Here is a 21,412-nt window from a genome sequence, read left to right as displayed (position 1 = left end):
CCGCTAATTGGTCTTCCTGCCGCGCCCCTCATCGAGACGGCGCATGCCTTCCATCAGCAGTTTCATGAAGAAACCGATTTCCGGCGTTTCAAAATCCTCGGACGGGATCCCCGGGGTGAAGCGGAACCAGCCCGACTGTTCCTTCAGGATCTGGTAGAACGCCACATCGCCGACGTACTCGGCATACTTGGCCTTGATCAGACTCCCTTGCCGGAACGAGAACCTGGCGGTCCCCTTGGTCAGCTGGCTGATGGTGAGGATGCCGGTCTTGCTGTTCATGTTCAGGGTCTGGAACAGTGCCTCCGCAGGGATCTCCGAAAGGTTGCCGGTCATTCCCGATGAAAGGTCCTCGGACCTGATCTTATTCGATTTATTGAGGCGTTCGGCCATCAGGCGGGAGAAATAGAGCTGGGTGCCCGGATAGTGCTCAAGGATCTTCCGGAAATCATGGCGGTCGATGTAGAGGATCGACGTCGGTTCCACTACCTGGATGGTGGCACTGACGACCTCGTTGCAGATCAGGCTCATTTCGCCGAAGACATCACCCTTGCCGAGCGTCGCGATCTTGATCCCGGCGTCATTGAGGACGTTGACGACCCCGGAGACGATGATATAAAAATTCTCGCCCGGATCGCCTTTCCTGATGATGATTCCCTTGTCGTATTTGCTCAGCTTGAAGAACTGGATGACGTTGTCGAGGTGTTTATCGTCGATGTTCTTGAAGAAGGCGAAGCCGCTGAGGACGTGCATCATGGAGGCAAGCTCGTTGGAATAGCCGTCGGGGTCATAGGCGGCCGCCATATCACCGTCCCTGGTGTGCTCGAGTTTGATCGAACCGGTGCAGCCGCTGCAGCCGATCATGCAGACCGGGATCTTGTCGCCCCGTTCGTACTGGATGATGATCCTGCTCAGATCACCGTACAGGATCTTGCATACCTTTTTATTTATCGGGAAGCTGATGATGGCGGTGGTGATGAAGGTGTTCTCGGCGTCATTATTGATCGGGATGGCGATTCCCGTCAGTTGGAAACTGTCGTTGTACTCATAGAGCGGACAACTCCGGCATTCTATTATTTTGAAGACCACTTTTGGAAAGCCCATGTGACGTCCTGAAAATTTCAGATGTGGGGAAAAGAAGGGTGAGACTGTTTGTTCATGATGGATACGTTATCCGATCATCACTGACTGTGTCAATTGATGGAATTTTTTTCTCCTTGCGGGGAAAAACATCCTGTGCTAAGGGTATTTGTTGACTTTATCTTCCGGATCCAGTAAACATTCCTTTCTTTTTGCGATGGAAATACAGGTCTGGAGTTGAGTTTCAGACAACCTATCCAACCGAGAATTCGGTGCCATATACGAGTGTCATCAACAGGAGGAATTAATTCGTGGCAAATCATAAATCGGCTGAAAAAAGGAATCGGCAGTCCCAGGCCCGTCGTCTGCGCAACAGGACCAACAAGTCGCAGATGAAGAACGCAATCCGCAAGGTGAACGAGGCAGTGGCAACCGGGGCCGAGGATGCGGCCAAAGAGGCCCTGCGGCTCGCCATACCGGTCATTGCCAAGACGGCGTCGAAGGGCACCATTCATAAGAATGCGGCTTCACGCAAGATTTCCCGTCTGACCGTAAGTGTCAACAAGGTCGGATCGGCAGCCTGATCCGCCGTTTCTGTCGTTCGTCGAGCCATAGCCGGGTCGGCGGCGCTCGCATGAACAGCACAAGGACCATGGAATCCCTCGATTCCATGGTCCTTTTTTCATTGTCCGGCGGTGAAGATGCTGGACAACAGGGATCGATAGCTGGTATTCTTCCTGAATTATCATTGATTCCTTTCTGTAGTGCATTGAAGTTTCTAAGATATTTTTAAACCATGTCCCAGCGAGCCTACTACCCTCCGCCGCAGAGTTTTGCCGGATATCTTGCAACCTCAAAACTCATTCCGGTCTGCACCGAGATCATCGCCGATCTCGATACCCCTCTCACCCTGTTTGCCAAAATAGCCGACGCCCATAGCCATATCTTTCTGTTCGAGAGCATGGAAGGCGGAGAAAAATGGGGACGATATTCCTTCATCGGCTTCGATCCGCTCGTTACCTTCGAATCCAGGCGGGACGAGGTTCGCATAACCGAAGTTCACGGCGGGAAGAGGGAAGAGGAGCGGTTGCAGACCAATCCCCTGCAGGCGATCAGGGCCCTGGTCAAGCGACTCGCCGCCGCCGAGATTGATGGCCTGCCCAAATTCTGTGGCGGCGCCGTCGGTTTTCTCGGCTACGATATGGTGCGGTTCATGGAGGAACTTCCCGACTCGAGGCCCAGTCTCGATCTTCCGGAGTCGGCCTTCATGGTGCCGCGCATCGTCCTGGTCCATGACAGCGTGCGGCAGACCGTGACGGTGGTCTGCTGGGTCAGGACGGAGGAAGGGGTTGACGGAACCGCTCTGTATAACGACGCGGTGCGGCGGATCGAGGACATCATCGCCATTCTGAAGGGACCGGTGCCGGCGGCGGCCCATGACAGCATGCGCGGCTTCCCCAATCCCCATGTCTTCACCTCGAACATGGAGCCGGAGAGGTTCCGGGCGATGGTCGAGCGGGCGAAGGACTATATCGTCGCCGGCGATATCATCCAGGTCGTGCTGTCCCAGAGATTCCACACCGAAACCGAGATCGAACCGACCGTACTCTATCGGGCCCTGCGTCATATCAACCCCAGTCCGTACCTCTTCTTCCTGAAATTCGGCGATCTCGTTCAGATCGGTTCCTCGCCCGAGATCCTGGTCCGCAAGGAAGACCGGATGATCGAACTGCGGCCGATCGCCGGTACCCGGCCGCGCGGGGCGACCATGGAAGAGGACCAGCGGCTGGAGCAGGAACTGCTTGCCGACCCGAAGGAGCGTGCCGAGCACCTGATGCTGGTCGATCTCGGCCGCAATGACGTCGGCCGGGTCGCCAGGGACGGGTCGGTCGAGGTCCGGGACCTGCTGGTGATCGAACGCTACAGCCATGTCATGCACATCGTGTCGGGAGTGCACGGTGAGATCCGACCGGGGCTGGACCAGTTCGACGTCATCTCCGCCTGTTTTCCGGCCGGCACCGTCAGCGGCGCCCCGAAGATCCGGGCGATGGAGATCATCGACGAACTCGAACCCGACAGGCGGGGACCGTATGCCGGTTCAGTCGGCTACTTCGGTTTTTCCGGGAACATGGATTTCTGCATCACGATCCGGACCTTCATCATGCAGGGCAGAAATCTCTGGATTCAGGCCGGCGCCGGGATCGTCGCCGATTCCGACCCGGCGCGGGAATTCGAGGAGACCATCAATAAATCCATGGGACTGCGCCGGGCAGTGGAACTCGTCGAAAGAGGATTTTAGACGATGCTGGTCATTATCGATAATTACGATTCCTTCACCTACAATATCGTTCAGACCATCGCCGGCAACGCCCGGAAGGAGGGGAGGGAGGCGGATATCCGGGTCTATCGCAACGACAGGATCAGCATCGCCGAGATCGAGGCGATGCGGCCGGACCGGCTGCTGGTTTCGCCCGGGCCCTGTTCGCCGCAGGAGGCCGGAATATCGATTGCGGCCATCCGCTACTTCAGCGACAAGCTGCCGGTCCTGGGCGTCTGCCTGGGCCACCAGTCGATGGGCGAGGCCTTTGGCGGTCGGACCGTCCGGGCGCGGCGGATCATGCATGGCAAGACCAGCCCGATCCATCATGACGGCAAGGGGATCTTCGCCGGCCTGCCCAATCCCTTCGCCGGCATGCGCTATCATTCACTGATCGTTGACGAGGAGACGCTGCCCGACTGTCTGGCCATCACGGCGAGGACCGACGAGGGGGAATTGATGGCGATCCGCCACAAGACCTTGCCGGTGGAGGGAGTGCAGTTCCACCCGGAATCGATCATGACCCCGGCCGGGATCCGGCTCCTGCAGAATTTCATGAGCCCCGATTATCAGCGGCTGGTAATGGGCTGATTCGCGGTAATCCAGTAGAAGAGGTTGAACAGATGAAGATACAGGAAGCGATAGGTCAGCTGGTGATCGGTCACGATCTCTCGGAAAAGGACATGTACGAGGTGATGCTGGTGATCATGAGCGGCGATGCCACTCCAGCCCAGATCGGCTCCTTCATCACCGCATTGCGGATGAAAGGGGAGACGGTCGAGGAGATCACCGGCGCCGTCCGGGTCATGCGGGAAAAGGCGACGCCGATCGATACGGGCGTGGCGACCGCACAAGGCGAGGTCCTGGTGGACATCGTCGGCACCGGAGGCGACTGTTCGGGCACCTTCAATGTCTCGACGACTTCGTCCTTTGTCGTTGCCGCGGCCGGTATTCCGGTCGCCAAGCATGGAAATCGGGCGGTTTCGTCGCGTTGCGGCAGCGCCGACGTCCTCGAGGCCGCCGGGGTCAATCTCAATCTGCCCCCCGATCAGATCGGACAATGCGTTCGCACCGTCGGTATCGGTTTCCTTTTCGCTCCGGCCCTGCACAAGGCGATGAAGTATGCCATCGGCCCGCGCCGGGAGATCGGCATCCGGTCGATCTTCAATATCCTCGGACCGATGACCAACCCCGCCGGGGCCAACGTCCAGGTGCTCGGCGTCTTCGATGCCGGATTGACCGAACTCGTCGCCAATGTTCTGCTGCGGCTGGGAACGAAACGGTCGCTGGTCGTCTATGGCGAGGGCAATCTCGATGAACTGACGGTGACCGGGACGACCAGAATATCGGAAGTGGCGGACGGCAGGGTGCACACCTATACCGTTGCCCCGGAGGAGTTGGGGCTCAAGCGGGCCCGGCTCGAGGAGCTGGCCGGGGCGGCGACCCCGCAGCTGGCGGCGGTCGACATGCGGTCCATCCTCACCGGGCGGCAGGGTCCGAAACGGGACATGGTCCTGCTCAACAGCGGCGCGGCCTTCATGGCGGCGGGGATGACATCCACCATCGCCGAAGGTATCGCCAAGGCGGCCGAGATCATCGATTCCGGCAAGGCGGTGGCCAAGCTCGATGAACTGGTTCAATTCTGCGCCGCATTCGATGCGCAGAAGGCGTAGCAAACCCGGGGTACCCGGCAAATCGGCAGGGCTTTTTCGGCTGCAGTATTTGAGCCGTGATCAGGATAATGATATTAGATAGAATAGTAGCACAGAAACGTCTCGAGATTGCGCGGCTGAAAAATGCCGGGATCGCATTGCCGCCTTCCTGGCTGGGGGAAAAGTTCGACCCGCCGCGCGGGTTCCGCAAGGCCCTGGTGGAGTATCCGGGGGTCTCGATCATCGCCGAGGTGAAAAAGGCATCCCCCTCCAAGGGGGTCATCTGCGAAGACTTCGACCCGGTGCGGATCGCCGGCAATTACCAGAAATCCGGGGCGCAGGCGATTTCGGTGCTGACCGACAGTCGATTTTTCCAGGGCAGCCTGCTCTACCTGATGCAGGTTCGCGAAGCGGTAAGCCTGCCGGTCCTGCGCAAGGATTTCATCATCGACGAGCTGCAGATCCGGGAGGCCGCAATGCATGGGGCTGATGCCATCCTGTTGATCGTGGCGATTCTCGCCCCGTATCAGCTCAGGGAGTACCAGGTCTGCGCCGGTGAGCTCGGGATGGACGTCCTGGTCGAGGTCCACGACGAGAGGGAAGTCGAGATGGCACTTGCCGCCGACAGTCGGCTGATCGGCATCAACAACCGGAACCTGAAAGATTTCTCGGTGGATATCAATACCACCTTCCGCCTGAAAAAGATGATCCCGACGGATATCCCCGTCGTCAGCGAGTCGGGCCTGCGGGATCAAGAGGATATCAAACGATTGGCGGAGGCAGGAGTGACTGCCGCCCTCATCGGTGAGACCTTGATGCGGGCCGGATCTCCCGGGGACGTACTCCGGGGGCTGCGGTAATACGATAAATATGAAAATGGAGGAGTGATGCACCGGCGAACGCGCATAAAAATGTGCGGAATTACAAACATGGAAGATGCGGAGGAGGGCATACGGGCGGGAGTCGACGCCCTTGGATTTATCTTTGTGGAAGAAAGTCCGCGATACATCGAGCCGGAAAAGGCCAAGGAGATCGCGGCAAACATCTCACCCTTTGTTGATCTGGTCGGGGTATTTATCGACCGGGATAACGTCGAAGTCCAGGAAATTGTCGATTACTGCGGTCTTTCCTACGTGCAGCTGCATGGCAGCGAAACGCCCGAATACTGCAGCCAGCTGGCGTACGCCGCGTCGCCCTGTAAGTTGATCAAGGCATTCAGGATCAATGACAGCGCAACACCTGAAGATTTCCAACCCTATCAAGATGTGGTTCAGGGATTCCTGCTCGACACCTATGTTGCAGAACAGGCCGGGGGGACCGGAAGCACCTTCAATTGGGATATGATTGAATCCCTGACGTTGCAGCGGCCGATAATCCTCGCCGGTGGACTGACCCCGGAAAACGTGGCCGAGGCAATCGACACAGTGCGCCCCTTTGCCATTGATGTCAATTCGGGCGTGGAGATCCGTCCCGGTCTGAAGGACTACGACAAACTGAGATTGCTGCTGGATGCGGTCTGGAAAGTGGATCTCGCCAGAATCGGCTGACAGGCTATCGTACGACGACCAATGCCTTTCTGTATCCCCTGTCCCGCATTCTCTGTTCCGTGACGAGTGCCTTGTCACGGTCGTTGCCGGCGGCGATCAGCACCCTGTAGATGGTCGATTTTCGGCCGTTGACCTGGCGGATGATGGCAGTCTGGCCACTCTCGGTGAATCGTTCCAGCATGCGCTTGGCGTTCGATTCGTTGGTGAAGGCGGCTACCTGGACATAGAACGCATTTGAGGGGTGGCTGGAATCTCCCTCAATCTGCAGGTCATCCGCCTTGTTCTGTTCGGACGCATTGAGGACCGTGATCTCGACCTTGGCTGTCCCTTTTCTAGCCAGTTTCAAGGTCTTGGCGGCGGAATGGCTCAGATCGATGATCCGTTTGCCGGAATACGGTCCTCTGTCATTGACGCGCACGATTGTTTCCCTGCCGTTTTCCAGGTTTTTCACCTTTAACAGAGTGTTCATCGGCAGCTCTTTGTGCGCGGCGGTCATTGAATGCATATCGAAACGTTCGCCGCTCGAAGTGCGTTTTCCCTGGAAAGATTTGCCATACCAGGAGGCGAGACCGGTTTCGGAGTAGCCGTCCTTCGCAGAATGAGTTCGCAGACCCTTCTGATCCAAGGAGAATGCTGACTTGGAATGCGAGTTCCTGTCATATGAGGCGACAGCCGATCCGGGTGGGCGGGCAGTCAGAAGAAACAGGAAAAAAACAAAGAGCGCGAGACGGTGGAGAGTGGCGGCCCCTTTCGAGGTGGTGTCGTCAGAAACTCCGGGCATGGAGCGGCTGCTGGTGGTCGTTGTTGTGCAACTGATCATAGGCGGCAGTCGTATGTGATGTTGAATGATTATAAGGACTGTTGCTTCTCAGTCCCCCTGCTTGTTCTCCTTTGCGGCTTCAGCGAAATGGAGGTTTTCGAGACGTTGCCGGTAAAACAACCCGGCTTTTCCTGTCGTGTGCGGGGTGTAGCGGTGGAGACCGTTATTGCCGGCCTCCGATGGATGGGAATCAATATGAACCAGCCCGTTCCCATCCTGCCAGGAAAGAAAATAATCAAGCAGCGGCCGGACTACGGAGATCTCACCTTTCTCATTTTTTTCAAGGAAGATTGTCTCCCAACGCCGCATACCATATCCCTTATACCATACTCCTGGCCGATCTCTGAAGTAAATTTTGTCCTTCATGGCCGGAATAATTTCATTTTTCGAAAAATCTATATTATTTTCAAGAAGTTTTGTTACCTCAGAACTTCCCTGGGTAGTCAGCCTGTCCCATTGGTCAAACTCGTCGTAATCCGAACGCAGGAGATGCTTGCCGGAATCGGCAAAACTCCACTGGGCATGGCATACCTGGCAGGAGATCTTCCCGCCGTGCGTTGCATGGGCCGGATCGGTCATGATCGGCAGGGTGTGCTGCTTTCTCTCTGTGCCGGCAAGAAATATGTATCCGGGGCCTGATTTACGGACCCGGTCGGGCAGGTTTTTGTCGAGGAGATCGGCGTCATGACAGTCGGCACAGGAAGGGCCGGGTTTTCCAGCCGCCATCAATTGACTGCCGGGGTGACAATCGATACAGACGAGACCGCGCTGTTGATGGATATCCGCCGCCAGTTCATGATACTCGACGCCAAAAGGGCGAAAGTGTTCATCCTTTGTTGTGTACGGGGTGCGATATTCGACGTTCAGGTCGTGCTCGAACCGGCCATGGAAGTCGAAGCCGACCCTGTTGCCGTAATGGCATGAGAGGCATTGCCTGTCGCCCGGCGCGGCCAGAAATGCGTGTGACGCCAGCCTGCCGTTTTGAAACTCGAGATGGCAGGCGGCACAGCCGGTGCCGTGGGTGACGGCCGGGTAATCGTCGCCCTTGTAGTAGAGATGGCAGCGCAGGCAACGGCGGCGGAGGAGATCGTCGGCGAGGGCCAGCGCATCCCTGGGGGAGTCGGATTCGGGGATCTCGACCATCGACTGCAGATCAGTCGTGGCGCCAAAGGCACGGCGAACGAGGTTGACGAGATTTTTCAGAGTAAAATGGGATGCTGCGCCGATTCCATCGACCTGGCGGGGATGGCATGGACCGCAGGTCGCGGCCATCGCCTCCGGGTGGGCCGGCTGGGCGATCAGGTTGGCATGTGCCTCGCTTTTTTCTCCGGTGCTGTCGTTGCCCCTGTGGCAGGTGGTGCAGGCCAGGGAATGGTTGCGGTCCAGTCTGACGGCATGGCAGACAATGCAGCCCTTGGCGTTAACGGAGGCAGAGAAGGCCTCGCCGCTGCTGATCAGCAGGAGTGCAACACCCATCAGGGACAGCGTCAAGGTGATCCGGTTGGCGTTCGACAAGTGGTGAGTGGATTTGGATGAATTGAATAAGTTTCCGATGTGTTTAAAAAAAATAACACGAAGACCTCTACTGCCGAGACTTTTGTTATATTTCATAAAGGTTGAATTTTCAATCGTTACCTGCTATATAGGCGTCACTATCATAGGCCAATATAGCTCAGCTGGTAGAGCAACTGATTCGTAATCAGTAGGTCTGCGGTTCGATTCCGCATATTGGCTCCAAATATCAAGAGGTTACATCAACACGATGTGACCTCTTTTTTTTGGTGCTACCCCGGTGCTACCCTGGAAAAAAATACCCTATGAAGTTTTTTCGCTCTCCGCCGGCGGACAACCCAAAATCGGGTCATCATATGGTCGGCTTCTTGCCAGGGGCCTACTGTAATCGATCTGTCAGAATCGCTGGTATCCTTCTCGATTCCATCCAAGGGGGAGGATATGAAGGAAGAGCTTGAGGAATTGATCGATGCTGTCCATGATCTCTATGGCGACTACTCGATTTATGAAGTGATGGATCTGGACAGACCCGCAGCCATCGCAATAATGGTGGAGATGTACAACCCGCCAGATGGGGAAAGGATTGAAAGGTATTTTGCCGTCCTCGACTGGATCAGAGCATGGAGAGAACCAGCGCTACTGTAGCTTCCGAATACTGTGCAATGGTCGTAATTCTGCCCGTGGCGGTCTTCCTGGTTGCCGTGATGAAGACTTTATTGTCGGCAAAGGGATCAGCTGGTTTATTGCTAACCTCATTTGATTTAGACGACTTAGCAGAAGAATTTAGCTGAAGATCTTACGTATATTGCTGTTTTTCCTATTTAATATTGATTGACTGTTGGTTGATTTTAGACGACTCTCCAAGTTTCAGTTGTAAAGGATTCCTTAACAACTCACCACCAGAAGCTTCTACTTCCAACTGTTCAGGATTCCTTTACGGTTCGCCCGCCGGCGCCGCACCAAGTTGTCGTCCGATCCATTGCCATCACACTGTTCGGCACCCTGGGTGATGATGGCCTGGTCGGTGCCTTTCTCATTGCCGGTGGCCCCAACGCATCGATTACTCATTGAGATGTCTATACCTGCTTTTCAGAACTGCTCAAACTCGATATGTGTTGGTGAGAGGGTAGCTGTATGGTTATGTTTCTTTTGCCGCTAACCGAGACGCTACCAATTTTTGCACTATCCTCTTTTCAGCGTTGCCCGCCGCGTTGCGTGGCGCGCTACGTTGCAAAGGCCTTCTGAGATCTTCTCCGCCTTTTCCGGGGTAACCAGCGTGGTAACCTCAATTTTGGCAAACAAGCCGACAATCGAGGCCTTAGTGTCAGCATGCAGGAAGGCAGAGAAAAGAGAACCGTACGCCATGTAGACAGTCTGGAGCCGGAAAATCGGGAGGGAGGTGGTGGATGTCAGCTAGTCGTTCTTGCTGACCTGGGACTTGGCAGGACGATCTTCCCTGACGAGGTTTTTTTGCCGGTCGGCGGAGGGCAGCCGCAGGTCCATGATCAGACCCTGGGTGGAGAGGATGATGATGCGCGGCTCGTCATCGATCCTGACCGGCTGCGGCAGGATGCGCAGTTGCAGCAGGGTCTGGATCTGCCTGGGCGTAAGCGTCACCCCTTTGTGCTCCGTTGCAAGCACAAAGGGACAACCTTCCTGCCAGCCGGAGCAGCCGTAGGCCCGTTTCCCCTTGATAACCTCCTTGCCGCAGAGCGGGCAGCTGCCCCAGCGTGCGGGGTCAAGCCGCCGGGCGGAGCTGTGCTCGATCAGGCTGCGGATGTAGCCGCTGATCCCGGCCATGAAGATATCGGGGGCGAGTTGGCTGCGCTCGATTTTTTTAAGTTTTTCCTCCCACTCGCCAGTCATCTCCGGCGATTTGAGCAGGGGGTCCTGGATGAGGGCGATCAGGCAGCGGCCCATGTCGGTGCAGCGCAGTTGTTTTTTCTCGCGCTGGATATAGCCGCGGCGGAGCAGGGTTTCGATGATGGCGGCACGGGTGGCGGGCGTGCCGATGCCGCGTTCTTTCAGCGCCTCACGCAGGGTGTCGTCTTCGACAAACCTGCCGGCGGCCTCCATGGCGCCGAGCAGCGAGTTTTCGGTGAAGTGACCGGGAGGTTTGGTCCTGCCTTCGCGCAGGGACGGCTCATGCGGGCCGCTTTCCCCTTTGCTGAAGGCCGGCAGGGCCTGGTCGTCGGCAGCTTCCTGGCTCAGCTTCTTTTTCGGGAAGAGGATGGTCCAGCCTGGCTCAATAATCTGCGTTCCTTTGGCCTGAAATTGTACCTGCCGGCTGACGCCGTCAACCGTGGTCACCTGTTTGATGCAGACGGGATAGAAGGCGGCGATGAACTGGGTGGTGATTGCGTCATAGACGAGCTGGTCATTGACGCCCAGGTTACGCGGCCTGACGCCGGTGGGGATGATGGCGTGATGGTCGGTGACCTTGGTGTCGTCGATGATTCGGGTGGTGAACGGCAGTTTGGCGAGGTTGAGCGGCGCGATCTGTTCGGCCCGGATGGCCATGAGCTGTTCCATGATCCGGGGAACGCTCGTTTTCATATCTTTGCTGAGATAACGCGAATCGGTTCGGGGATAGGTAACGAGTTTGGCCTCATACAGAGTCTGGGCGGCGGCGAGGGTGTCGGCCGCCGACAGGCCGTGCTGCTTGTTGACCTCGCGCTGCAGGGTGGTAAGCTCGAAGAGCTGCGGCGGTTGCTCCTTGCTCTCTTTCCCACAAGACCTCCTACCTCGGTTTCCTTGATCATCTGCTCGAGGAAGAAGTGGCGGTCAAGGAAGGACGACGCATCCAGACCGCGATGAAAACCGCGGGCTTGCCGGCGGCGAAGACCATCGAGGAATACGATTTCTCCTTTAATCCCCATCTGGATCGGGGGGCGGTCATGGAACTGTTCGACCTGACCTTCATCTCCAGAAAAGAAAACGTGCTGTTCCTCGGTCCTCCGGGAGTCGGCAAGACCCATCTCGCCATATCCCTGGCCATCAAGGCCTGTCACCATGGTTTCAAGGTCTACTTCACCACCATGGACACCTTGATCAAAAAACTCAAGGAGGGGGCGACCAGACAGAAGGCCTATCTCCGTTCCAGCCTGGTGGTGGTTGACGAGGTCGGCTATCTGCCGGTAACCACCCAGGAGGCGTATCTGCTTTTCCAGTTCGTCTCCCATCCCTACGAGCGGAACTCGACCATCGTCACCTCCAACAAAAGCTTCGGCGACTGGCAGGGGCTGTTCGGTGATCCGGTGATAGCCACCGCTATCCTCGACCGACTGTTGCATCACAGCAAGGTGGTCAATATCAGGGGCCACAGCTATCGGCTCAGAGGCCATTGGCTGGCTAAACTAATTTTCAAGGAACAGATTAAAAATCAACCGGATAATCCGGTTCAGTAAAATTGTACAACTTTTACGAGGCCAGGGTGGGCCCCTTCGGGGCTATTCCCCTTTACAAGGGTGGTACACTTTTGGATTGCCATAACTGGTACATTTTTCCTTTGCCATTAACAACGATGCCCGAAGTTCAGGGGTCTTGATTGGCGGCACCTTCCAACTCCAAATCACCATACAGATATTTTGCGGAGTGATGGTCGTGTTCTGCCCCTTGCCCGAGTGACACCCTAACTGGATGGTCGCCACAATCAATCAATCCGCTTGTTTTGACTGCGCCGGGACAAGGGTTCGATATACATCTGATGCAGCCGGACGGCAGCACGCTGATTGTCAAAGAGCCTTTTTGGCGAATCAGTTAATCCCGTTAGATGTTTGGTGCAGACGCGTTACCGGAACGCGCTGAAATCCACGACTGTAGACGCAAGCCGGAACCTACGAATCGTTTGTCAAGAAATCTGTTTTCTGAGATGGAATTATTGTGTTCGTTTTCTCTTTTTCCTATCTTTTTGGGAAGTTAATTCTTGACAACAGGAGGCCATATAGATGTTGGACAATTTCATAAAAAGGAAATAGTGTACCTAATTCTTGGAACTGATTTTCATATGGTCGTTATATCCTCTCTTACCAAGTCCATCGATCCAATCTTCTTGCAGCAGTTTTTTGTAAATGATACCAGCTGATTGTTTATTAACATCATTTCGTAGTAAACGTTCTTTAATATGGATGGCAAAGTCTTTCGATATGTATCCGCTTGAATGGCCAAAATACAGAGCCGCTAGGAATAGGGGGTTAAACCCCATGTCATCTACATAGGCTATCCAAGTCTCATATTGTGCTTCACAGAGAATATTTGCCTGATAGGAAGAATGAGCATCTTGCAGCAGATAAAGTAAATGTTCGGCTAGATCGAACGCCTTACGCAGCCTGACCTTGTTTGGGTCATGAAAATTATCGTTTGGATCATATAAGCGGTTTAGAAGCTCTTCAGCATTATTCCAACCATCAAAACTGTTCTTTTCCAGAAAGAGATTGACGTATTTTTGGGCGTCGGCAAAAGAGAAATCTTTATCGGGAGGATCTGCAAAGAATGCCATCAAGTATTCCTCTTTTGCTGTCATTTCATAGACGGCGTTTTCTGCGGTTCTCAGTGATAACTCTATCTGAATTTTGCTTTGCTTTTTCAGTTCTTCTGCCTGATTGATATAGACATTGAGAGCCATGCCGGCAATCACTGCACCAGCTATATAGACAATAAGCGTTATCAGACTGATGCAGCTTTCCTTCGTCCATCCGGTTTTCATAACCGTTATCAGACTTATACAGCTTTCCTTCGTCCATCTGGTTTTCATAAGCCTTATCAGACTGATACAGCTTTCCTTCGTCCATCCGGGTTTCATTTGGTCTCCATCATCTTGTATTTGGTTCCAACAACGAATTCTGCTGATCTGTATATCACCTCGATTTGCAGGGAGTGTTGCATGTTGTCCTATGTCCACAAACTCAGGCTCTTTGACTTGTTAGCCTAAGAAATTAAGGCTGTGTACCAATTTCGAAAAATACTCTTGAAAAAATTGCTAAAATCTGAGTCAGGCTTGGAAACGGGTCAAGGCCAATCGTGGGGCGCCGGGCGTAGACAACATGCCGATTGACGACTTCATGGCCTTTGCTCATGAGCACTGGATAGAGACCCGTTCATCCATCTTTGCAGGCATTTATAAACCTATGCCGGTCAAAAGGGTGGAGATCCCTAAAGCAACTGGAGGCACGCGTCCCCTTGGGATTCCCACCGTGCTTGACCGCTTGATCCAACAAGCCATTGCCCAGGTACTGTTTCCGATCTTCGATCGGATTTTTCGGAAGCGGGCTTCGGTTTCCGGATGGGCCTCTCGGCTCATGATGCCGTTTACCAAGTGCGCGACTATATCCGCAAGGGATACCGTGTGGCTGATGACGCCGACCTGGCGAAATTCTTCGACACCGTGAAGCATGACTTCCTTATGTGCCGGGGCAGCAAAAAGGTGCGCGATAAGCGCGTCCTCAAACTGATCGGCAAGTATCTGCGGACCGGCGTGATGGTCAACGGCCGCCGTGAGGAAAGCCGAAGGGGCGTTCCTCACGGTGATCCGCTTTCACCCCTGCTGAGTAATATCCTCCTGGATGATATCTTGACAAGGAGCTGGAGGGCCGCAACTCGCAACCATCGTTTCGCCCGCTACGCCGACGACTTTGTCATTTTGGTGAAGAGTCCAAGCATCACTCTGTTCCTCGAACAAAAGCTCAAACTCAAGTTCAATCAGGAAAAGAGCAAGGTGGCTCATACCAATGAGATCACCTTTCTCGGTTTTGCCTTTAATGGAGTCAGCATTCGCTGGTCGGACAAGGCCTTTGCCAAGTTCAAGCAACGGCTGAAGGAGCTGACCGGTCGGAGTTGGGGCGTTTTCATGGAATTCCGTTTCACAAAACTGGCTGAATATCTGCGCGGCTGGATGGGCTATTTCGGGATATCCGAGTACTACGCACCTATCCCAGAAATTGACCATTGGCTGCGCCGCAGGGTACGCATGTGCTATTGGAAGCAATGGCGCTACTGCCGCACCAAGGTTCTCGAGCTGACAAAGCTCGGAACTTTCCTGCGCACAGCTATATCGGCCGGCATGAGCCGAAAGGGCCCCTGGAGACTCTCACATACGCTGGCCACCCAGTCGGGCATGACCAATCAATGGCTCAAGTGTCAAGGTTTGCTGTCTGTCAAAGATCTGTGGGTAAACATCCATTACACGGCTACGGCTCGGTAGCTCTTGGGAACCGCCTGGTGCGGACTCATGCCAGGCGGTGTGGGGGGCTGGGGGAGAGATTCCCCCGGCTACCCGATTAAGATTTATAAATTCAATTATTTCCCCATATTTATATAATCTTCTAGCATGCCAATATTGTGTAGCATTCTTAAAGGATTTCTTGAGGATGCATAATATTGCAAAACTTCATCTACTGAACACCAATGACATTTATTTATAGTGCTTGCCTCATATATTGGTTCTTTACAGTCAATGCAAAATCTCTCAGATGGTGATATTTTTTCACCATCAAATACATAAGATTTATTTTCTTTATTAAAGAAATATGGAATGCATGAACTTCTTCCGACTGCCATGCGATACAATTTGCAGCCAATGTTCTTGGATATTGAATTGGCATTGTTAATTAGTGTGCTATTTGCTTTTGGCCCAAGAATGATTGAAGAAATTATGTTACTAGGTATTTGCATCAACATGATATTGTCGGCTCCAAGAACTATTCCTTTATTTAGAACAACTCTTCTTTCTTTTTCGTAGCCCCAACACTCATTTTTTGTAAAATATGCATTGTTAAAAGCCATGTGAATTACACGATAAGTATGGCGCGGTTTAGCTGTGATACAAGCATACTTAACAACCTCCAAATCTACAGTACCTGTCTGCGCACTATAAGCTATATCTTGAATTGTAGATTCAGGAAATGCGGCAGCAAGTTTTTCTTCATCTACCTCAATAACGAAACCAGAATGATCTCTTGCGTAATGTGCCCACATTGGAACGACAATAGGACTATGGGAAAAGCATGTGGTAGGTAACTGTGGTATATCTGATAAAATTTCTTGATAATAGGCTATGTATTTGAGATCAATACCATGAGGATTGATACTTAAAAATAATTCATATGGGTCATTATAATCTTTGGGAAAAGTACATTTGAGATTTACCAATTCATCAGTAAACATCTTATCTATGATGTCAGGACTAGAATATTTATATATATTTTTATTCATATCTTAACAATTTATTATCTAGTTTTCAGGATATATCCAGCCGCCCACCTTTATTGATATCCTCAAAATATCAATGCAAGGCAATTTCTAACTGGCTAATCTGAGTATTTGCGTGATGTTCGAGAGGTTCGGGAGAGCCCTCAAAGATAGAACAGCAAAATGGGATGAGGTTTAGAGAGAGGTGCTCGTATGAGTGCTCATAAGGACTAAGGGAAGTTTCAATTTTGATGACAGCATTAAGCTCTTCGAAAATTTCACGCTTAATTGCATTCTCTGCAGACTCGCCTGGTGCAACCTTACTCTCAGGGAATTCGCATTTTAATTCAAGAGGGTGTCCAGGCGGGCGTTGAACTATTAAGAAGTAGTCATCTTGTTCAATTATTGCGCAAACTACATCACCAAAGTGTTTCATGTTGGTTTATTATCCGAATTCTAAGTAATCATTAAAAGATAAATAAATAGGAGATATCTTAACTATGGGATAATGCAAAAAGCGAATCTGTATACTTCCCGTTTCAGTAGGCTTTGTCTATCCATTAAAGCATATTATTAATACGGTTCATATATTCTTTATTAAGATAGTTGAATGATTGGGGTGGCCGAAAATTAACACCAAATACAATTTTCGGGTCTAACCCTTTTTCCAATTTTCTGACATTGGTTAGTTCAATTGCTACAGGATTTTTAGAGCCCTTTAGGTAGTTAAACAGTCTTCTTCTGCTGATCCCTCCCCCCTTTTCTTTTGCCAGTTTCCAGAAGTGTTGTCGGCTACCCCTATGCACTTCCTTAATTTCAGCGACAGCTACAATCTTCTGATGTGGTGAAGTTGCGTAGATTACCATATGTTTGACTTGATTCTCTCCCCAACTTCGCCTAAATTCTAGCTTCTTTTCTCCAGAGAGAATCTTCTCCGCATACTCAGGGTTTATAGAAATTAATACCGCTCTATCTTCCATTTGCTAAAACGACCTCAAAAGCGTTATCATTTATCTGAGTAATACTTTGCGGATGGCTATTAAGAAAACCTCTTGCCACCAACCAATCTATTGATAATGGATGGTTGAAATGGTCAACCAAACGGAATAACATAACCCTAGTTGGTCGAGTTGCCATCGCTTGAATTTCCTCCATTGAATATACTGTCCTCCGCTTTACTCTACGAGCAATAATATCAGGGTCTTGCATCGTATCATAGCTTTCTACCACACCAATGCTTGTCAAAGCCTTTTCATCCGTTGATCGGTAAAACAACACAATGTCCCCCGGACTAATCCTTTGTCTTTGCGAATGACAAAGATAGGCAAGTTTAATAGCATTCCCTACGTCATTTCGAGAAACAGAAGAAAATAAGGAAAGCTGTCTATCGGCCGGGGAATCATAGTCAGGAAATAGTATTTTATGATAACGTGGTTTAATTGGAACTATATATTTCTTTGTAAAGCCATCGTGACGAAAATGTGGAAAATATTTTAGTGCATATTCAAATGGGTTAAGTCCATTTGGCGGGGGGGTCAGCGGGTGCCTCTTTAAGTAAACAACATCCCTTCCTCCTGAACCGGGGTGTGTTCCCACCCTCTGAAAACCAAAGTCGATCAGCATTTCAAATAAAAATTGCTGCTCTCCCTCGTGGCCATGTATAAAAATATTTTCAATATGATTAATGGTTGAATATCTAAATGCAGCTTTTAGGAATAACTCACCAATCTTTCTTCCTCGCACAGCAGACCCGACTTTAAAAGTACTTAGTTTTAATGCTGGGCCAGGCAGTGTTAATCCTTCCTCTGTTATGGTCTCATTATCCTGTTGGGTATATATACATATTGCATCAATATCGGCACCATGACGGACAATCCAGGCTTTATTGTTTTCCCGAGCCTTTCTACGGAACCACTCGTCAAACTCGGGGTAGCCTATGCGAAGACTGTCAAAGAAACTATCTCCAAGTGAGGGGGTAAGGTTATATAAATGTACATTCTCAATATTCGGTAGACGTACAGAGGTCCGCTCATACAACCGCCGCAACCAATCCTCTGCTGTTTGGATGGTGTAAACACTATCTGAAAGCCCCAACCACCTAGCCTTTCTATGTATCCCTTGATCTTCGGTGACCAAAGCGTGAGCTGCGGCACAATTTAATGCGTAAAGAATCTCATTGTCAGCAATATCATTAAGAGATGTGCCAGGGGTATTCCATGGGCAAAGGGCAGAGGTCTCCAGTCGAGAGTACTGTCGCAACCTTTCTAAAGTTTGATTTCTCCTTGCAGTATCAGTGTCCCTATTAATATCATCTTCGCTTGACGGATGATAAACAAGCTGATGACCATTTTCATTGGCTAGCCGAACAAAATTAGCAAGACTTTCGGAAAGCGGTCTTTGTGAATCCTCAAGTGGGATGAGGATATTGGTATCAAGCAGAAATCGCATACTTTAACAACCTAAGACCCAAGATAAGCGTTTATTCCTTTGCACCAGGTTTCGCAGCAGATGCATCAACTTCTCCAGAATTTTTCCAAGACAATACCTCCTCCAGTTGAACGCTCTTTTTCTTTTTGGACATACCAAGTTTATTATTAACAGTTTCGGTTTGGACTTTAAAATTTTGAATTTTAGAAAAGATGTAGTTGGAGAGGAGGCCTGTGCAAACTGCAAACAAAATCAAATACAGCATGTACTTTCCGATTGTTGTCCAATTTTTATCCCTAAAGTTAGTTTTCAGGAAAACGTTAAAGTCATCAACTTTTTTGCTGTCAGTTTCCTTGTCTTTCCAATGATATGCGATAAATGTCTCTTTGGGGTTTAAATTGCGCAAATTTTCGGTTACTTGAATGTAATCACCCCAAACCCCATCTTCTAATTTACGAACGGAATGAAATGGTTGATGTGATAATGTGTAATCCTCGCAATAACTACAAATATAAAAGAAATGAATCTTTTTGATATTAAAAGTTTTATCTTGGGCAATCTCTTCAAGTAGTTTATTTGGTAAATGTCTGGCAGAATTTACACGAAAATCTAATATCTCATTTTTATTAAAAGCATTACTGAGTATTGATGACACATCTCTTTCAATTCGACTAAAGTGAGTTAAGTTTGGGCCAGTTATTCTAAACCGTAAATAAGTCTTCTTTTGGCGGATTACTGCCTGCGGAAGTGTAATTTTTATAATCGTACCATTATGTTTTTCTTCTAATTTATAGTTTGTTTCGTCCATTGCATAGACATTGAATACTTCATTGTCATGCTTGTCTTTTACAGGGAAGTAATCAGAGCTAGTTGAAGCAGTAATACGGTAATCCTCGTTAAATATCGCGGTTAGTAGCCTCGGAGAGCTTGACCCTATAGTCCTGCCCAAGTCATAAATATTTTTAGAATTAGCTGCAAAGGGAATATAGATAAATATTTCATCAATCGATGTGGAATTATGTAAATTTAGTCCGATATCGAGGAAGCGACCTTCTCTTTCAGTCGAAGGTAACTTCCATAAATTTAAATGAACATCTATTTCTTTTTCAGGTTCGCAGCCTTTATACCAAATTGCCAGACTATTCATCGATTCCTCCGACAGATTTCATTGCCAGTCAAGATATTTCCACTGCAGGTTGATCAGAGTTATGTTGACTTTTTGTAACGGTAAAATCACCAGCTTTTCTGGAGCATTTATTTGCTCATTGTTGGAATTCTGTATCAGGTTCCTAAAACGTTCATGGTTGCAAAGCAAAATTATGATTCTCAATACGAGCTGCTATTTTTGTCTTTGTTTTTGAATCCTTGAAATATCTATTGAACGAAAATGATGCATCGGTTTCTTGCTCAACAGCTACCATATCAGATATTAGATCGATTGCAGTCGGTATCAAATTTATTGCAACCTCCAAATCAAGTCTTGAGATGCTCATTTTGTCCGCGATGTGCCCAATTGCAAATAAAACATGGTAAGCACCATCAATTAAGAATATTTTGGATGCATCAAAATCAGCTTGATTTCGAATGCTCTCTTGGATCTTGCGTTTTTCACTCTCAATTTTTGATAGCAAACGAAGCGAAACAAGAAGTTCATCAACCAAGAGATCTTCACTAAATACTTGATCATATAGGTCAGAAAAAATTCTACCTCTATCTTTTTTTGCAACCTCTGGTAATTCCAACCCGTAAGCTAAATGAGCTTGTCCAGCAGTAAGAGCATCAACACGGTGGGCTTTAGATTTATTGGAGTACTGTTTTTCTTTTCTTTCGTAAAATAGTCCCATACCCTCAAAGGCTTCTTCAATTTTTTTCTGTGTATCGTCATTTGAACGAAGGTCTCTTGATTTTATAGGTGTCTGGCTGTTCGTAGATTCAGCAATCGCTAAGCTTACAGGCTGTGATTTAGTCTCAATAATCCGAACTAAAACAAGAACATCTGCAAGCTTGTCAGGATCGACCTTGCTGGCTTCGAAAAGAGCGTTTGAAGTCTGGCCACCATTAACTATTTGAATATTTTTTAATTCAATTATAGGTGCACGCTTACCTTTCGGGTAAGAAAATGAATCACAAGTAATAGTGATTCCATTGTTGAGATACCAAAATAAAGGATTATTTTCTGACAATGCTGTTTCAATAATTTTACGATTAATTTTGTTTGTTCTGCTCAGGTAAACTCTAACGTTGTCGTTGAAAATTTCTTTCTGGACAACATCAGGATCTTCTGGATCGCTAATAATTCTTACAATTTCAGAAGCCTCAACGGTGCATATCAAACCACGGATGCTACCATCTGTTCGATCGAAATAATCCTTATCAACAACCTGTATCTGGTTGTCGATAGCAACTGCTTTTTTATCTACAAAAAGATCAACAAGTGTGTCGAGACTATGATGATTGACATGAAAATATTTGTATTTACCTAGTGCATTGTTGGCTCTTTCTAATTCTGCTGGAGCCATATTTTCAGTGTTTCCACAGAAATGAACCTCAATACTAGGATTTGGCTTATTTAAGGACGCCCAGATCTCCTTTACTTTATTCCAAAGAAGAGGATTGCAAGTTTTTTCAAGGTCCTTATTTTCATCGAGGACATCATCGAAAAATGATACAAGCTTGTCTATTTCACCTCCTGGGAAGTTTTTCTTTGTGTTCTCAAAGGTGTTTACATATTTAAACTGAAAGACATGAATAGAATTTCTACCTCCACGATCATCGACAAAAACAGCGTCACACCCTCTATCCATTCCTCCATCGGTAATAGCGTCCTCCGCTTCTTCATCAGAAACGCCTAGTACAATGTACATCATAAACATTC

The 21,412-nt window shown here is 49.9% G+C and carries 20 protein-coding genes, 1 tRNA gene and 2 pseudogenes; 11 read left to right on the top strand and 12 right to left on the bottom strand.

Features of this window, described 5'->3' with window-relative positions:
* Positions 1-3: 3 nt before the first annotated feature.
* Positions 4-1,101, bottom strand: a complete 1,098-nt coding sequence (locus ACWGKN_RS07970) for a cyclic nucleotide-binding domain-containing protein (protein ID WP_035227382.1) — start codon at positions 1,099-1,101, stop codon at positions 4-6.
* 287 nt (positions 1,102-1,388) lie between these two features.
* On the opposite strand from ACWGKN_RS07970, the gene rpsT reads away from it, so the two are divergent.
* The 6 genes from rpsT (at position 1,389) to ACWGKN_RS07940 (ending at position 6,593) form a co-directional block, all read left to right on the top strand.
* Positions 1,389-1,661, top strand: a complete 273-nt coding sequence (gene rpsT, locus ACWGKN_RS07965) for a 30S ribosomal protein S20 (RefSeq protein WP_035227381.1) — start codon at positions 1,389-1,391, stop codon at positions 1,659-1,661.
* A 212-nt stretch (positions 1,662-1,873) separates the two neighbouring features.
* A complete protein-coding gene (gene trpE, locus ACWGKN_RS07960) occupies positions 1,874-3,376 on the top strand; it encodes an anthranilate synthase component I (protein WP_035227378.1) in 1,503 nt (500 codons plus the stop codon).
* A 3-nt stretch (positions 3,377-3,379) separates the two neighbouring features.
* The gene (locus ACWGKN_RS07955; RefSeq protein WP_035227376.1) at positions 3,380-3,985 is read left to right on the top strand and encodes an anthranilate synthase component II; all 606 of its coding nucleotides are present in this window, start codon (positions 3,380-3,382) and stop codon (positions 3,983-3,985) included.
* Between the two features lie 32 nt (positions 3,986-4,017).
* Positions 4,018-5,067 carry an anthranilate phosphoribosyltransferase gene (gene trpD, locus ACWGKN_RS07950; protein ID WP_035227374.1) on the top strand — a complete coding sequence of 350 codons (1,050 nt, stop codon included), beginning with the start codon at positions 4,018-4,020 and terminating at the stop codon, positions 5,065-5,067.
* Between the two features lie 68 nt (positions 5,068-5,135).
* A complete protein-coding gene (trpC, locus tag ACWGKN_RS07945) occupies positions 5,136-5,906 on the top strand; it encodes an indole-3-glycerol phosphate synthase TrpC (RefSeq protein ID WP_035227371.1) in 771 nt (256 codons plus the stop codon).
* Positions 5,907-5,933: 27 nt separating this feature from the next.
* Positions 5,934-6,593 (top strand): phosphoribosylanthranilate isomerase, encoded by a 660-nt coding sequence (locus tag ACWGKN_RS07940; protein WP_035227370.1) that lies wholly within the window; start codon positions 5,934-5,936, stop codon positions 6,591-6,593.
* Between the two features lie 4 nt (positions 6,594-6,597).
* On the opposite strand, the gene ACWGKN_RS07935 is transcribed toward ACWGKN_RS07940, so the two are convergent.
* On the bottom strand, positions 6,598-7,374 hold the full coding sequence (locus tag ACWGKN_RS07935; RefSeq protein WP_452095019.1) for a septal ring lytic transglycosylase RlpA family protein: 777 nt from the start codon (positions 7,372-7,374) through the stop codon (positions 6,598-6,600).
* An 87-nt stretch (positions 7,375-7,461) separates the two neighbouring features.
* Positions 7,462-8,889, bottom strand: coding sequence for a hypothetical protein (locus ACWGKN_RS07930; RefSeq protein ID WP_424254370.1), 1,428 nt, complete (start codon positions 8,887-8,889; stop codon positions 7,462-7,464).
* A 185-nt stretch (positions 8,890-9,074) separates the two neighbouring features.
* Here ACWGKN_RS07930 and ACWGKN_RS07925 point away from each other — a divergent pair.
* Positions 9,075-9,150, top strand: a tRNA-Thr gene (locus tag ACWGKN_RS07925).
* A 216-nt stretch (positions 9,151-9,366) separates the two neighbouring features.
* Positions 9,367-9,570: a hypothetical protein gene (locus ACWGKN_RS07920; RefSeq protein WP_452095018.1), complete on the top strand. Its 204-nt coding sequence runs from the start codon at positions 9,367-9,369 to the stop codon at positions 9,568-9,570.
* A 264-nt stretch (positions 9,571-9,834) separates the two neighbouring features.
* Here ACWGKN_RS07920 and ACWGKN_RS07915 read toward each other — a convergent pair whose 3' ends face one another.
* Positions 9,835-9,993: a hypothetical protein gene (locus tag ACWGKN_RS07915; RefSeq protein WP_452095017.1), complete on the bottom strand. Its 159-nt coding sequence runs from the start codon at positions 9,991-9,993 to the stop codon at positions 9,835-9,837.
* A 345-nt stretch (positions 9,994-10,338) separates the two neighbouring features.
* Positions 10,339-11,640: pseudogene (locus ACWGKN_RS07910) on the bottom strand (DNA topoisomerase); the annotation flags it as partial.
* Between the two features lie 38 nt (positions 11,641-11,678).
* Between ACWGKN_RS07910 and istB the strand changes: the two are divergent.
* Positions 11,679-12,332: pseudogene (gene istB, locus ACWGKN_RS07905) on the top strand (IS21-like element helper ATPase IstB); the annotation flags it as partial.
* Positions 12,333-12,907: 575 nt separating this feature from the next.
* Here istB and ACWGKN_RS07900 read toward each other — a convergent pair.
* Complete coding sequence (locus tag ACWGKN_RS07900; protein ID WP_452095016.1) at positions 12,908-13,630, bottom strand: hypothetical protein; 723 nt, start codon at positions 13,628-13,630, stop codon at positions 12,908-12,910.
* Between the two features lie 337 nt (positions 13,631-13,967).
* On the opposite strand from ACWGKN_RS07900, the gene ACWGKN_RS07895 reads away from it, so the two are divergent.
* Both ACWGKN_RS07895 and ACWGKN_RS07890 read left to right on the top strand, forming a co-directional pair.
* Complete coding sequence (locus ACWGKN_RS07895) at positions 13,968-14,312, top strand: hypothetical protein (protein ID WP_452095336.1); 345 nt, start codon at positions 13,968-13,970, stop codon at positions 14,310-14,312.
* Complete coding sequence (locus ACWGKN_RS07890) at positions 14,207-15,124, top strand: reverse transcriptase domain-containing protein (protein ID WP_452095015.1); 918 nt, start codon at positions 14,207-14,209, stop codon at positions 15,122-15,124. The genes ACWGKN_RS07895 and ACWGKN_RS07890 overlap by 106 nt, the downstream gene beginning before the upstream one ends.
* A 95-nt stretch (positions 15,125-15,219) precedes the next feature.
* On the opposite strand, the gene ACWGKN_RS07885 is transcribed toward ACWGKN_RS07890, so the two are convergent.
* The 6 genes from ACWGKN_RS07885 to ACWGKN_RS07860 form a co-directional block, all read right to left on the bottom strand.
* On the bottom strand, positions 15,220-16,134 hold the full coding sequence (locus ACWGKN_RS07885; RefSeq protein WP_452095014.1) for a DUF2971 domain-containing protein: 915 nt from the start codon (positions 16,132-16,134) through the stop codon (positions 15,220-15,222).
* A 70-nt stretch (positions 16,135-16,204) separates the two neighbouring features.
* Positions 16,205-16,546 (bottom strand): NUDIX domain-containing protein, encoded by a 342-nt coding sequence (locus tag ACWGKN_RS07880; RefSeq protein WP_452095013.1) that lies wholly within the window; start codon positions 16,544-16,546, stop codon positions 16,205-16,207.
* Between the two features lie 124 nt (positions 16,547-16,670).
* Complete coding sequence (locus tag ACWGKN_RS07875; protein ID WP_452095012.1) at positions 16,671-17,090, bottom strand: ASCH domain-containing protein; 420 nt, start codon at positions 17,088-17,090, stop codon at positions 16,671-16,673.
* A complete protein-coding gene (locus ACWGKN_RS07870; protein ID WP_452095011.1) occupies positions 17,080-18,558 on the bottom strand; it encodes a GNAT family N-acetyltransferase in 1,479 nt (492 codons plus the stop codon). The genes ACWGKN_RS07875 and ACWGKN_RS07870 overlap by 11 nt, the downstream gene beginning before the upstream one ends.
* 31 nt (positions 18,559-18,589) lie before the next feature.
* Positions 18,590-19,684 carry a hypothetical protein gene (locus tag ACWGKN_RS07865; RefSeq protein WP_452095010.1) on the bottom strand — a complete coding sequence of 365 codons (1,095 nt, stop codon included), beginning with the start codon at positions 19,682-19,684 and terminating at the stop codon, positions 18,590-18,592.
* A gap of 151 nt (positions 19,685-19,835) precedes the next feature.
* Complete coding sequence (locus ACWGKN_RS07860) at positions 19,836-21,404, bottom strand: AIPR family protein (RefSeq protein ID WP_452095009.1); 1,569 nt, start codon at positions 21,402-21,404, stop codon at positions 19,836-19,838.
* Positions 21,405-21,412: the final 8 nt, after the last annotated feature.

This window comes from Desulfoprunum sp., from assembly GCF_053613775.1.
This window is presented reverse-complemented; position numbering and strand designations above follow the sequence as displayed.

Coding starts and splice junctions, on each gene's coding strand:
- ACWGKN_RS07935 (WP_452095019.1), bottom strand. CDS start 7,374: ATGCCCGGAGTTTCTGACGACACCACCTCGAAAGGGGCCGCCACTCTC.
- ACWGKN_RS07890 (WP_452095015.1), top strand. CDS start 14,207: ATGGGCCTCTCGGCTCATGATGCCGTTTACCAAGTGCGCGACTATATC.
- ACWGKN_RS07895 (WP_452095336.1), top strand. CDS start 13,968: ATGCCGATTGACGACTTCATGGCCTTTGCTCATGAGCACTGGATAGAG.
- ACWGKN_RS07940 (WP_035227370.1), top strand. CDS start 5,934: ATGCACCGGCGAACGCGCATAAAAATGTGCGGAATTACAAACATGGAA.
- ACWGKN_RS07870 (WP_452095011.1), bottom strand. CDS start 18,558: ATGCGATTTCTGCTTGATACCAATATCCTCATCCCACTTGAGGATTCA.
- ACWGKN_RS07930 (WP_424254370.1), bottom strand. CDS start 8,889: ATGGGTGTTGCACTCCTGCTGATCAGCAGCGGCGAGGCCTTCTCTGCC.
- ACWGKN_RS07900 (WP_452095016.1), bottom strand. CDS start 13,630: ATGAAAACCGGATGGACGAAGGAAAGCTGCATCAGTCTGATAACGCTT.
- ACWGKN_RS07920 (WP_452095018.1), top strand. CDS start 9,367: ATGAAGGAAGAGCTTGAGGAATTGATCGATGCTGTCCATGATCTCTAT.
- ACWGKN_RS07915 (WP_452095017.1), bottom strand. CDS start 9,993: ATGAGTAATCGATGCGTTGGGGCCACCGGCAATGAGAAAGGCACCGAC.
- ACWGKN_RS07865 (WP_452095010.1), bottom strand. CDS start 19,684: ATGAATAGTCTGGCAATTTGGTATAAAGGCTGCGAACCTGAAAAAGAA.
- ACWGKN_RS07955 (WP_035227376.1), top strand. CDS start 3,380: ATGCTGGTCATTATCGATAATTACGATTCCTTCACCTACAATATCGTT.
- ACWGKN_RS07860 (WP_452095009.1), bottom strand. CDS start 21,404: ATGATGTACATTGTACTAGGCGTTTCTGATGAAGAAGCGGAGGACGCT.
- trpE (WP_035227378.1), top strand. CDS start 1,874: ATGTCCCAGCGAGCCTACTACCCTCCGCCGCAGAGTTTTGCCGGATAT.
- trpC (WP_035227371.1), top strand. CDS start 5,136: ATGATATTAGATAGAATAGTAGCACAGAAACGTCTCGAGATTGCGCGG.
- ACWGKN_RS07885 (WP_452095014.1), bottom strand. CDS start 16,134: ATGAATAAAAATATATATAAATATTCTAGTCCTGACATCATAGATAAG.
- ACWGKN_RS07875 (WP_452095012.1), bottom strand. CDS start 17,090: ATGGAAGATAGAGCGGTATTAATTTCTATAAACCCTGAGTATGCGGAG.
- trpD (WP_035227374.1), top strand. CDS start 4,018: ATGAAGATACAGGAAGCGATAGGTCAGCTGGTGATCGGTCACGATCTC.
- ACWGKN_RS07970 (WP_035227382.1), bottom strand. CDS start 1,101: ATGGGCTTTCCAAAAGTGGTCTTCAAAATAATAGAATGCCGGAGTTGT.
- ACWGKN_RS07880 (WP_452095013.1), bottom strand. CDS start 16,546: ATGAAACACTTTGGTGATGTAGTTTGCGCAATAATTGAACAAGATGAC.